This is a genomic window from Bradyrhizobium valentinum (assembly GCF_001440405.1).
GTDB lineage: Bacteria > Pseudomonadota > Alphaproteobacteria > Rhizobiales > Xanthobacteraceae > Bradyrhizobium > Bradyrhizobium valentinum.
In genome coordinates, this window is sequence record NZ_LLXX01000028.1 from 1 (window position 1) to 12,036 (window position 12,036).

A 12,036-nucleotide genomic window follows, 5' to 3' on the forward strand; every position below is an offset into this window, starting at 1 on the left:
CTGGCTAGAACCTGAGATGCCAATGACTTATTTTGAGTCAGACTCTCAGGATGAGGTCTGACAGATCGCACGGCGACCCTTTTGCTCACCCTACGAATGCACTTGCGCCCTACTTCCCCAGCGCCAGCGCGAGCAGGCCTAGCGTGCCGGCGGCGACGCGCCACCACGCAAAGAACGTGAAGCCATGGCGCGTGACATAGGTGAGGAACGTCTTCACCACGATCGCCGCGGTGATGAACGACACCACGAATCCGATCGCGAGGATGCCGACGTGATCGACCGTCATCTCGGCGCGGTTCTTGTAGAAATCATAGGCGAACGCGCCGATCATCGTCGGGATCGCGAGAAAGAACGAGAACTCCGCCGCCGACCGCTTGTCGCCGCCAAGCAGCATCGCCGCCACGATACTGGCGCCGGAACGCGATACGCCGGGTATCATCGCCACGCATTGCGCGATGCCGATCCACAGATACATCATCAGCGGATAGCGCGTGGCGTCATCCTCCGTCGGCTTGAGATCTAGTTGGTCGACCCACAGCAGGATCGCGCCGCCGACGATCAGCGTGAAACAGACCACCCACGGATTGAACAAAAGCTCCTTGATGTATTTGCCGGCAATCAGGCCGATGATCACTGCAGGCAGGAACGCCACCAGCACACCGATCACGAACCGGCGGTCGTCGGGATTGGTGAACATGCCGAGCGCGACACGCGACAGCTTGACGAAATACAGCATGACGATGGCGAGGATCGCGCCGAGCTGAATCAGGATCACAAAGCTCTGCCAGAAGGCGCCCTCGCCAAGGCCGAAGTAGCGTTGCGCCAGCAGCATATGGCCCGTGGAGGAAACGGGGAGGAATTCCGTAATACCCTCGATGATGCCGAGAATCACCGCCTTGACTACTTCCGACATCATGACGTGGTCCATTTGACAGGAAAAGCCGCGCCCTTCTCGCCTATTCGTCCCCATGCCGCAATCGCAAAAAAAAGCCAAACACCGGTTGCCTCATACGCCTGCTTGGCTAGTGTCCCGATTCGCTTGACGCGGTTTTGAGGGTTCCGTAGTCGCCGCGATTTTGCCCCAAGGATTTCATGTACACGCTCTATCATCACCCGTTCTGCCCGCATTCGCGCTTCATTCGCCTGGTGCTGGGCGAACACGGCCTCGACCTGCGCCTGGTGGAAGAGCGGGCCTGGGAGCGGCGCGAGGCGTTTCTCGTGCTCAATCCCGCGGCCACCACGCCGGTGTTGATGGCTGACGGCTTTCCGCCGATTCCCGGCGCCGGGATCATCGCCGAATACCTCGACGAGACGCACGGCCTGGAGGCGGGCGAGCGGCGGCTGTTGCCGGCCTCGATGGCCGAGCGCGTCGAGGTGCGCCGCCTGATGGCGTGGTTCAACGAAAAATTCTTCGAGGAGGCGTCGAATCCGCTGGTAACCGAGCGCATCTACAAGCGTTTCATGAGCGAGGAGAATGGCGGCGGGGCGCCGGCGGCCGAAGTGATCCGCGCAGCCAAGACCAATGTGCGCTATCATCTGGCCTATATCGGCTGGCTGGCGCAGACGCGGAATTTCCTCGCCGGCGACCGGCTGACCTACGCGGATCTCGCCGCCGCGGCGCATCTTTCGGCGATCGATTATCTGGGCGACGTGCCATGGAGCGAGGACGACGCAGCAAAGGCGTGGTACGCACGGGTGAAGTCCCGCCCGTCGTTCCGCCCGCTGCTCAGCGAATGGCTGGCGGGGGTGCCGGCATCGCGGACCTACGTGGACCTCGACTTCTGAACAAGGACACCCGACTCTCCGCCGCCGATCTGAAGGCCGCGCTCGCGCGCGAAGCGGAGACGCTCGGTTTCGACTGCATCGGCGTGACCGATCCCGATGCGATCGCTAGCGCCGGAAAATATTTCCGCGAATTCCTCGATGCCGGCGCGCATGGCGACATGGACTGGCTCGCGGCGCAACCCGAACGGCGGATGGATCCGCGCGTGCTGTGGCGAGGGGTACGCTCCATCATCATGCTCGGCGTCAACTATGGGCCTGCGGAAGATCCGCTCGCGCTTCTTGCGAAGCGCACACGCGGCGCGATCTCCGCCTACGCGCAGGGCGACGACTATCACGATGTCATCAAGAAGCGCCTGAAGGCGCTGGCGCGGTGGTTCGTCGCCGCCTCCGGCGAGGAAGTGAAAGTGTTCATCGATACCGCAGCGGTGATGGAAAGGCCGCTGGCACAGGCGGCGGGGCTCGGCTGGCAGGGCAAGCACACCAATCTGGTGTCGCGCGAATTCGGTTCATGGCTGTTCCTCGGCGCGATCTTCACGGCTGCCGACCTCCCTCGCGACGACGCCGACACCGATCGTTGCGGTTCATGCAACGCCTGCCAGGAGATCTGCCCGACCGCGGCTTTCCCCGCGCCCTACAAGCTCGATGCGCGGCGCTGCATTTCGTATCTGACGATCGAGAACAAGGGACCGATCCCGCACGAATTTCGCAAGAGCATCGGCAACCGCATCTATGGCTGCGACGACTGCCTCGCCGTGTGCCCGTGGAACAAATTCGCGCAGCAAGGCCGCGAAGCCAAACTGGCCGCACGCACGGAATTGCGCGCGCCCTCGCTGGCGGAACTCGTGCGGCTCGACGACACAGCGTTTCGCGCGCTGTTTTCGAAATCGCCGGTCAAGCGCATCGGCCGCGACCGCTTTGTACGCAACGTGCTGATCGCGATCGGCAACGCCGATGATGCATCGCTGGCGCCAGAGGCCGAACGCCTGCTGGATGATGCAAGTCCGCTGGTTCGCGGCGCGGCGGTGTGGGCGCTGTCGCAGTTGGTCGACCGCGTGAAATTCAATGCGCTGGCCGCGAGGGCGATGGGCGCTGAGACGGATGAAGATGTCCGCGCGGAGTGGCACCTCGCCACTGCTGTCTGACCCTCGCCCTGAGGAGCGCGCAGCGCGTCTCGAAGGGCGGGGCCGATAACCGGGCCACATGGTTCGAGACGGCGCGGAGCCTGTCATCGTTCGAGACGGCGCGGAGCCTGTCATCGGGCCGCGCTACGCGCGGACCCGTTGGCGCCTCCTCACCATGAGGGTCATGCTTCATTTCACGCAACGAAACCCGCCGTGGTCGTGCGCCATGACAAAAAAATCAGCCGTTCTTCACGCATAATCGGCACTCGCGCAGTGCAAGCCGATGGCCAAACCGCCGCCGTCGTGAGGTGGATCGTCATTCCGGGGCGCGCGAAGCGCGAGCCCGGAATCCATTTCTCCGTCAGCTAATGCGGCCCGATGGATTCCGGGCCTGCGCCTTATGGCGCATCCCGGAATGACGGTGGAGAGCGCACGCCGAACTCAGACCAGATGCCGCTTCATCTCCGGCCGCGCCTTCAGTGCCGCGCCCTGCTTGGCGACGATCTTGACGATCCGCTCCGGCGCAAATTTGAGGTCGACGAAGGCCGGCGCGGTGTTGGCGACCTCGTGGTACTCCATGATCTTGCCATCGCGCAGCCGCATGATCGCGACGCCCTCGAACATCGCCCGCGCTCCTTGCGCTTCCGGCAGCGTCGAGCGGTAGCTGAAGGTGTAGCGCGCATAGAGCATCTCGCCGTCGCTGACGGGGTCGTGCATGTCCCAGCGAAAATCGGTCGCCGTGCGATAGAACCAGTCGTCGATCAAGCCTGCGATCTTCTCGCGGCCTTCGAACGCGCCGTAGAATACGTCGTGATAGATGCCGTCTTCGGTGAACAGTTCCGAGAAAGCCTTGCCGTTGCGCTGCTCGACGGCATCACAGAAGGCGCGGAGCATGGTGAAAGTGTTCATCGTTTTATCTCCGGTTGTCATGCCCCGCGAAAGCGGGGCATCCAGTATTCCAGAGAATGCGACGTCAATCGATAAGTCGCGGCGTACTGGATCGCCCGCTTTCGCGGACGATGACACCGTGGTTGCGGCAAGAAGTCACCCCATCTCCGCCACAGCGGCGAGAATCCGCGCGATATCCTGCGGGCGCGACAGGCGGTGGTCGCCGTCCTGGATCATGGTCAGCACCACGTCCTCGGCCGGCAGCCGGTGCGCCAGCGCAAACGCGTGTTGCCAGGGCACGTCGGGATCCTGCGCGCCCTGCAGAATGCGCACGGGACATCCGACGTCGATGGCGCTGCCGAGCAAGAGATGGTTACGGCCTTCCTCGATCAGCGCGCGCGTGATCGGATAGGGCGTGCCGTCGGCATACTCCGACGGCCGCAGCCACACGCCCCTGGTCCTGATCTCCTCGCGGACCTCGTCGGAGAAGCTGTTCCACATCAATTGCTCGGTGAAATCAGGCGCCGGCGCGATCAGCACCAGCCCGGCAAGTGTCGCGCCCGCCGCTTCGCGTTTGGCGATGGCCCGCGCCAGCAACAGCGCCATCCAGCCGCCCATCGACGAGCCGATCACGACCTGCGGCCCCCGGCAGAACCGCTCGAACACCGCAACACTCTCTTCGAGCCAGCGCCCGATGGTGCCGTCGATGAAAGCGCCGCCCGATTCGCCGTGGCCGGAATAATCGAACCTAATACAGGCGCGGCCATGTTCCGCGGCCCACGCGTCCAGCGCGAGCGCCTTGGTGCCCCGCATGTCGGAATTGAAGCCGCCGAGCCAGAACAGCCCGGGCCCGCTGCCGGCACGGGCGCGGACGGCGATCCGGCGGCCGTCACTGCCCTCTCCCACCTCGATAAAGGCCGGTTCCTGGTCGATTGTCGCTGAATTGGTCATGGATCTGTCACTCTTGCCCGCTGCTTTGTCAGCGAGCACGCTTGATCGGTCAAGCGCGACCGCCCGGCGCTTGCGGATCGGGCCGCCGCGCTATATTTGCCGGACGTGACCGAAATGCCTCGCATTTGACGGTTTTCGGGCGCAGACCGTGAGTTCGCTTGCTGTTATCAGCGTATTGCTTCAAACTACGGCCCTTCCTTTCACAACTTTGGAGAGTTACCCATTCGCCGTCCCAACAGAGCCCCGCCCGCTGCAACCAAAGACGGGCCGCGCACCAATGATGATATCCGCAACGCGCAGATCCAACTGATCGATCAGACCGGCCTCAACCACGGAACAGTCGAGACCGTGGTCGCCATCAAGATGGCCCTCGAGGCGGGCATGGATCTCGTTGAGATTTCGCCGAACAACAATCCTCCCGTTTGCAAGATTATGGACTACGGGAAGTTCAAGTATTCGGCACAGAAGAAAGCCGCCGAGGCGCGCAAGAAGCAGAAGATCGTCGAGATCAAGGAGATCAAGCTGCGGCCGATGATCGACGATCACGATTACGACGTGAAGATGCGCGCGATGCAGCGGTTCTTCGAGGAAGGCGACAAGGTCAAGATCACCTTGCGCTACCGTGGCCGCGAAATGGCGCACCAGGAGATCGGCACCAAGCTTCTGGACAAGGTCAAGGCAGATGTCGCCGAATTCGCCAAGGTCGAGCAGGACGCGCGTTTCGAAGGCCGCCAGGTCGTGATGGTGCTGGCGCCGCGCTGATTTGAATCGGTTGTTAGATGTGAAGCGGCCCGTCGGATAATCCGGCGGGCCGTTTTCGTTTCCGCGCGCTTAAGTCCGCGTAGCCTGCCAGGTACCGCTACAGTGGTCGCCGGTGATGATGCCGCGCCACGAGCCGGCGCCATAGCTGCCGGCGAGCCGGCCACCGCCGCTCGCACGGGACGCGCCAACCGAAACTTTGACCGCAACCGCACCGGCGCGACTGACCGATCCCGAAACCCTGCCGCCGCCGGCCGATGAAACGCGGCTGCCGATGACGGTGAAGGGGACACTGTAGCCTGAACTGCAATTGCCCCGCGTAGTGGTGAAGACCACGTTCCAGATGCCGTCATAGGCTCGGAGCGCCTTGCCTCTCCGCGGCGCGGCGTCGGCGGTGACCGGCGTCGCCAGGACGACGGCCAGCGCGGCGAAAACGGGAAGCCAGCACCGGGAGCGCAGGCGGGGAAAGGCGGCACAACGGGCAATCGATCGCTGATAATGGGTCATTTGTTCCTGCTCCGGACGGGTATGTTAATGACGTCAGCGATAGGTAACGGCGCCGGGTGCCGCGGTTCATCATTGCCAATTGGCGCTTCCTCTGCCATAAGCCCGACCTTCATCGCCCGGCTGATCAAGGGCTGCCGTGTCGGTGTCCGTGCGGGTTGGTTCGTTTTCGAAAAAACCTGAGCACTTTCAACGCTCTAACGAGCATTTTAAGCCGCAAAAGCGCCCCTCGGGCGCATTTTTCTGTGGCCGATAGGAGAGCCAAATGCCCAAGCTGAAGACCAAGTCAGGCGCTAAAAAGCGCTTCAAGGTGACTGCCACCGGCAAAGTGATGCACGCCCAGCGCGGTAAGCGCCACGGCATGATCAAGCGGACGAAGAAGCAGATTCGTCAGCTCCGCGGCACCCGGGTGCTGTTCAAGACCGACGGCGACAACGTCAAGAAGTACTTCTTGCCGAACGCCTGATCGCGTTCACGCCATCGCAAGCACAGCCGCGTCCGCGCGGCGATCCCGTCACCTCATTTCTGATCAAGGATTACAGTCATGTCTCGCGTCAAACGCGGTGTGACCTCTCACGCCAGGCACAAGAAAGTCTACAAGGCCGCCAAGGGTTTCCGCGGCCGCCGCAAGAACACCATCCGCGCCGCCAAGGCTGCGGTCGAGAAGGCCGGCCAATATGCGTTCCGCGACCGCAAGCGCAAGAAGCGCACCTTCCGCGCGCTCTGGATCCAGCGCATCAATGCCGCAGTGCGTCCGTTTGGCATGACCTACAGCGTCTTTATCAACGGCCTCGCGAAATCGGGCATCACGGTTGACCGCAAGGTGCTGTCGGATCTCGCCATCACCGAGCCGGCAGCGTTCCAGGCGATCGCCGAGAAGGCCAAGGCCGCGCTCGCGGCCTGAGGCAGGAGCCATATTGGTTTTCTGCGATGTTTTTGAGGTCGTGATGGCTGGGTAAAAGCGCGAAGCGCGTCTTCGCGCTGGACGTCCCGGCCATCCACGTCTTCCCTCTCGCGAACGCTGTAAGACGTGGATGCCCGGGACGAGCCCGGGCATGACGGGCTAGGAGCGCCGGCTTAGCATCCTAGTCAAAAAGGATTGCCATGACCGACCTCGCCACACTCGAAAAGTCCATTCTCGACGATATCGCCGCCGCCGGCGATGAAGCAGCCCTCGAGGCCGTCCGCGTCGCAGCGCTCGGCAAGAAGGGCTCGATCTCGGCGCTGCTCGCAACCCTCGGCAAGATGTCGCCGGACGAGCGGAAAACGCAAGGCGCCGCGATCAATCTCGCCAAGGACAAGGTGACCGAGGCGCTCACGGCGCGTCGCGATATTCTCAAGTCTGCGGCGCTCGATGCCCGGCTTGCCTCCGAGACCATCGACGTCACTCTGCCGCTGCGCGAGGCGCCCGCAGACCAGGGCCGCATTCATCCGCTGAGCCAGGTCTTCGAGGAGGTCAACACGATCTTCGCCGACATGGGATTTGCGATCGCCGAAGGTCCCGACATCGAGACCGACGATTACAACTTCACAAAACTGAATTTCCCCGAGGGCCATCCGGCGCGGGAGATGCACGACACCTTCTTCTTCAACCCTGGGGAAGACGGTTCGCGCATGCTGTTGCGCACGCATACATCGCCGGTGCAGGTGCGCACCATGCTCAGCCAAGAGCCGCCGATCCGCGTGGTCTGCCCCGGCCGCACCTATCGCATCGATTCCGACGCGACCCATACGCCGCAGTTCCACCAGGTCGAGGGTCTTGTCATCGACAAGGGCTCGCATCTCGGCCATCTCAAATGGATCCTGCACGAGTTCTGCAAGGCGTTCTTCGAGGTCGACCACATCAACATGCGGTTCCGGCCGTCATTCTTCCCGTTTACCGAACCGTCGCTCGAGGTCGACATCCAGTGCCGGCGCGACAAGGGCGAGGTCCGCTTCGGCGAGGGCGAGGACTGGCTGGAGATTCTCGGCTGCGGCATGGTGCATTCGAACGTGCTGCGCGCCTGCGGCATCGATCCCGATGTCTACCAGGGCTTTGCATGGGGCATGGGCATCGACCGCATCGCGATGCTGAAATACGGCATCGCCGATCTCCGGCAGTTGTTCGAGAGCGACGTCCGCTGGCTTTCACATTACGGCTTCAAGCCGCTCGACATCCCGACGCTCGCGGGGGGATTGAGCACGTGAGTGTTGTCCCTGCGAAATATCAGGGCTTGCGCTCGTTCGCGTTCGGCGACGGGCCGAGGCTGGCCGATGAGCTGCTCGACCTCGTGATCAAGGGCGTGAAGACCGCGACCTGCTCCACCGAGGACGAGCCGAACACATCGACGCCGGGCGAACGCTGGATCGTGCTCGACGGATGCGGCACGCCGCGTTGCGTGATCGAAACGGTCGAAGTCACCTACCGCCGCTTCCCCGAAGTGGATGCCGCCTTTGCCTATGATGAAGGCGAAGGCGACCGCAGCCTCGCCTACTGGCAGAATGCGCACCGCATTTATTTCGGACGGCTAGGCAGGTTCAGCGAAGACATGATGCTGATGTGCGAACGGTTCCGGCTGGTTGAGGTGTTTGCGCAGGCGGAACAGCCGTCATGAACGGATTGCGTGAGCTGACATCGGGCTCTGACCGGCCCCCTCTCACGACCGCCGTTGCGGAGAGAGCCTCCTCCCTGACCCTCCCCCACAAGGGGGGAGGGAACGGTGAGGACAGTGCAAGTATCACCGAGACAACCAACAATATTCGAGGCTCACAGCCATGAAATTCACGCTCTCCTGGCTGAAGGAACATCTCGACACCGACGAGCCCCTGGAAAAGCTTGCCGACAAGCTCACCATGATCGGGCTGGAGGTCGAGAGCATCGAGGACAAGGCGAAGGCGCTGGCGCCGTTTTCGATAGCGCGGGTAATTTCGGCCGAGCAGCATCCGAATGCCGACCGCCTGCGGGTGTGCATGGTCGACACCGGCGACGGCGGCGCGCCGGTGCAGGTGGTCTGCGGCGCGCCGAATGCACGCGCGGGCCTCGTCAGCGTGTTCTCGCCGCCCGGCACGTTCATCCCCGGCAAGAACATCACCCTCGGCGTCGGCACCATCAGGGGCGTCGAGAGCCGCGGCATGCTGTGCTCGGCGGCCGAGTTGCAGATTTCCGAGGACCATGACGGCATCATGGAGCTGCCGGCCGACGCGCCGATCGGCAAAGGCTACGCCGAATGGGCAGGCCTCGGCGATCCCGTGCTTGAAATCAACCTGACGCCGAACCGCCAGGACTGCACCGGCGTGCACGGCGTCGCACGCGACCTCTCCGCCGCCGACATGGGCAAGTTGATCGATCCCGGTATCAAGCCGATCAAGGGCGAATTCCCCTGCCCGGTGAAGGTGACGGTGGAAGACGCAGCGCTCTGTCCGGGCTTTGCGCTCAGGCTGGTGCGCGGCGTCAAGAACGGCCCCTCGCCGGAGTGGCTGCAGAAGCGGCTGACGTCGATCGGGCTGCGGCCGATCAATGCGCTGGTCGACATCACCAACTTCATGACCTACGACCGCGCCCGGCCACTGCATGTGTTCGACGCCAGGAAGGTGACGGGCAATCTCACCGTGCGCCGGGCCAAAGACGGCGAGAGCCTGCTGGCGCTCGACGGCCGCACCTACACGCTTGATCCCAGTATCTGCGTGATCGCGGACGAGCATGGCATCGAATCGCTCGCCGGCATCATGGGCGGCGAGACTTCCGGCTGCGACGAGAACACCACCGATGTGCTGATCGAATCGGCGCTGTGGAACGAGATCAACATCGCGCAGACCGGCCGCAAGCTCGGCATCAATTCCGATGCGCGCTACCGCTTCGAGCGCGGTGTCGATCCGGCCTTCATGGTGCCGGGTCTTGAGCTTGCGACCAAGCTTGTGATGGAACTCTGCGGCGGCACGCCGTCGGAGACCTTCGTCGTCGGCAAGGCCTTCGGCGACGACCGCATCATCGATTTCCCGCTGAGCGAGGTCAAACGTCTGGCGGGAATCGAGGTGCCGCTCGTCGAGGCGCGGCGCATCCTCGGCCATCTCGGCTTCATGGTCGCCGGCAGCGGCCCGGTGGTGAAAATCGCCGTGCCCTCCTGGCGCACCGACGTTGACGGCAAGGCTGACATCGTCGAGGAGATCGTGCGCATCGTCGGCGTCGACAAGGTGCCGATGACGCCGTTCGAGCGCGGCGACGAAGCGCGCAAGCCGGTGCTGACCACGATCCAGAACCGCACCCGGCGTGCCAAGCGCGCGCTGGCGGCGCGCGGCATGGTGGAGGCCGTAACCTGGTCGTTCATTTCAAAACCGCATGCCGAACTGTTCGGCGGCGGACAGGCGGAGCTTGCGCTCGCCAACCCGATTGCCTCCGACATGTCGGACATGCGGCCGAGCCTGTTGCCGGGTCTCGTGGCGGCGGCGCAGGCCAATGCCAACCGCGGTTATCCGGACGTTGCGCTGTTCGAAGTCGGGCAGGTGTTCAAGGGCGATAGGGCTGAGAACCAGTTTGTTGCGGCCACCGGTGTGCGCCACGGCTTTGCGTCCTCGAAGGGCATGGGACGGCACTGGTCCGGTTCTGCCCAGACCGATGCGCTCGACGCCAAGGCCGATGCCTTCGCCGTGCTCGCAGCCGCCGGCGCGCCAATGCAGGCGCTGCAGATCGTGCCGGGCGGCGCAAGCTGGCTGCATCCGGGGCGTTCCGGCACCATTCAGATCGGCCCGCAGAACGTGCTGGGCTATTTCGGCGAGCTGCACCCGCGCACGCTGGAAGCGCTCGGCGCCGATGGCCCGCTGATGGTGTTCGAAGTCATCCTCGATCGCATTCCCGACGCCAAGAAGAAGCCGACACGCGCCAGGCCGCTGCTCGAACTCTCCGCGTTCCAGCCGGTGTCGCGCGACTTCGCCTTCATCGTCGATCGTACCGTGAAGGCCGGCGACATCGTGCGATCAGCGCAAGCCGCGGACAAGAAGCTGATCACGGACGTGACCGTATTCGACGTCTATGAAGGCAAGGGCATTGATCCGGCCAAGAAGTCGGTCGCGATTGCCGTGACGATCCAGCCGCGGGAGAAGACCCTGACGGACCAGGAGATCGACGCGGTGGCGGCGAAGATCGTGGCCGAGGTGACGAAGAAGACCGGCGGCACGTTGCGGGGATGACGCCCGCATGAGTCCCGCCTCGCTCATTCCGGCTGAAATCGGCATCAACGCGGCGATCGCGATCTGCGCGGTCGCTTTCGTTTCCGGAACGGCGCGGGGTTTTTCCGGATTCGGCTCCGCGCTGATCTTCATGCCGCTCGCCAGCTCGATCGCCGACCCGCGGCTCGTGGCCGCGCTGCTCCTGATCATCGATTTCGTCGCTGCCGCGCCGCTGTTGCCGAATGCATGGCAAAAAGCCGACCGCAGGGCGACCGCGGTCATAGTAACAGGCGCCCTGATCGGCGTGCCGATCGGGACTTACCTCCTCAGCCGCCTCGAACCGGTGACGACACGCTGGATCATTTCCGTCTTCGTCTTCGCGCTGTTGTTACTGTTGCTCTCGGGCTGGCGCTACCGCGGCAAGGACCACGCGGCTGTCGCGATCGGCATTGGCGGGCTGTCAGGCTTTTGCAGCGGGCTGGCCCAGACCGGCGGCCCGCCGATCGTCGGCTACTGGCTCGGCCGGCCCATCGCCTCCGTCATTGCGCGCGCCAATATCGTGCTGTTCTTCGGTGCGTCAGATTTCTTTTCCGCTATCAGCTACGCCGCGACCGGACTGATCACGCTGGACGCGATCAAGTTCGCGTTCGTTGTCGGCCCGGTCTACGGCGTCGGCGTCTGGTTCGGCGCCTCGCTGTTCGGCAAGGCCAGTGAAACCGTGTTCCGCGCGATCTGCTACGCGCTGATTGCCGCGGCGGTGATCTTCGGCTTGCCCGCACTGGATGGCGTGCTGCGCTGACGCCACATCGTCGTCCCTGCGAACGCAGGGACCCATAACCACGGACGCCTAATGTTCGCACTGGAATGTGGCTCCAGCCCGCCACAA

General features: G+C 63.7%; 13 protein-coding genes. 9 read left to right on the forward strand and 4 right to left on the reverse strand.

The genetic code is table 11. From position 1 onward, the window contains the following. Positions 1–109 precede the first annotated feature (109 nt). Positions 110–913, reverse strand: a complete 804-nt coding sequence (locus tag CP49_RS04210) for an undecaprenyl-diphosphate phosphatase (protein ID WP_156438042.1) — start codon at positions 911–913, stop codon at positions 110–112. 179 nt (positions 914–1,092) lie between these two features. On the opposite strand from CP49_RS04210, the gene CP49_RS04215 reads away from it, so the two are divergent. Both CP49_RS04215 and queG read left to right on the forward strand, forming a co-directional pair. Then, on the forward strand, positions 1,093–1,785 hold the full coding sequence (locus CP49_RS04215) for a glutathione S-transferase family protein (RefSeq protein ID WP_057849051.1): 693 nt from the start codon (positions 1,093–1,095) through the stop codon (positions 1,783–1,785). After that, the gene (gene queG / locus CP49_RS04220; RefSeq protein WP_057849052.1) at positions 1,734–2,927 is read left to right on the forward strand and encodes a tRNA epoxyqueuosine(34) reductase QueG; all 1,194 of its coding nucleotides are present in this window, start codon (positions 1,734–1,736) and stop codon (positions 2,925–2,927) included. The genes CP49_RS04215 and queG overlap by 52 nt, the downstream gene beginning before the upstream one ends. Before the next feature lie 420 nt (positions 2,928–3,347). On the opposite strand, the gene CP49_RS04225 is transcribed toward queG, so the two are convergent. Both CP49_RS04225 and CP49_RS04230 read right to left on the reverse strand, forming a co-directional pair. Further along, a complete protein-coding gene (locus CP49_RS04225; RefSeq protein WP_057849053.1) occupies positions 3,348–3,815 on the reverse strand; it encodes a nuclear transport factor 2 family protein in 468 nt (155 codons plus the stop codon). Positions 3,816–3,950: 135 nt separating this feature from the next. Then, positions 3,951–4,745, reverse strand: a complete 795-nt coding sequence (locus CP49_RS04230; RefSeq protein WP_057849054.1) for an alpha/beta hydrolase — start codon at positions 4,743–4,745, stop codon at positions 3,951–3,953. A gap of 222 nt (positions 4,746–4,967) precedes the next feature. On the opposite strand from CP49_RS04230, the gene infC reads away from it, so the two are divergent. After that, positions 4,968–5,507, forward strand: a complete 540-nt coding sequence (gene infC / locus CP49_RS04235) for a translation initiation factor IF-3 (RefSeq protein ID WP_057849055.1) — start codon at positions 4,968–4,970, stop codon at positions 5,505–5,507. Between the two features lie 69 nt (positions 5,508–5,576). Here infC and CP49_RS04240 read toward each other — a convergent pair whose 3' ends face one another. Further along, on the reverse strand, positions 5,577–6,011 hold the full coding sequence (locus CP49_RS04240) for a hypothetical protein (protein ID WP_057849056.1): 435 nt from the start codon (positions 6,009–6,011) through the stop codon (positions 5,577–5,579). Between the two features lie 262 nt (positions 6,012–6,273). On the opposite strand from CP49_RS04240, the gene rpmI reads away from it, so the two are divergent. The 6 genes from rpmI to CP49_RS04270 all read left to right on the forward strand — a co-directional run bounded on the left by rpmI (position 6,274) and on the right by CP49_RS04270 (position 11,949). Further along, complete coding sequence (gene rpmI / locus CP49_RS04245) at positions 6,274–6,474, forward strand: 50S ribosomal protein L35 (protein WP_008539890.1); 201 nt, start codon at positions 6,274–6,276, stop codon at positions 6,472–6,474. A gap of 78 nt (positions 6,475–6,552) precedes the next feature. Further along, entirely contained in the window at positions 6,553–6,912 is a 360-nt protein-coding gene (gene rplT, locus CP49_RS04250) for a 50S ribosomal protein L20 (protein WP_057849057.1), read from the forward strand. A 200-nt stretch (positions 6,913–7,112) separates the two neighbouring features. Continuing rightward, positions 7,113–8,195: a phenylalanine--tRNA ligase subunit alpha gene (pheS, locus tag CP49_RS04255; RefSeq protein WP_057849058.1), complete on the forward strand. Its 1,083-nt coding sequence runs from the start codon at positions 7,113–7,115 to the stop codon at positions 8,193–8,195. Next, positions 8,192–8,602 carry an ASCH domain-containing protein gene (locus tag CP49_RS04260; protein ID WP_057849059.1) on the forward strand — a complete coding sequence of 137 codons (411 nt, stop codon included), beginning with the start codon at positions 8,192–8,194 and terminating at the stop codon, positions 8,600–8,602. Before pheS ends, CP49_RS04260 begins: the two co-directional genes overlap by 4 nt. A 160-nt stretch (positions 8,603–8,762) precedes the next feature. Next, positions 8,763–11,171: a phenylalanine--tRNA ligase subunit beta gene (pheT, locus tag CP49_RS04265; protein WP_057849060.1), complete on the forward strand. Its 2,409-nt coding sequence runs from the start codon at positions 8,763–8,765 to the stop codon at positions 11,169–11,171. A gap of 7 nt (positions 11,172–11,178) precedes the next feature. Continuing rightward, entirely contained in the window at positions 11,179–11,949 is a 771-nt protein-coding gene (locus CP49_RS04270) for a sulfite exporter TauE/SafE family protein (RefSeq protein ID WP_057849061.1), read from the forward strand. Positions 11,950–12,036 lie beyond the last annotated feature (87 nt).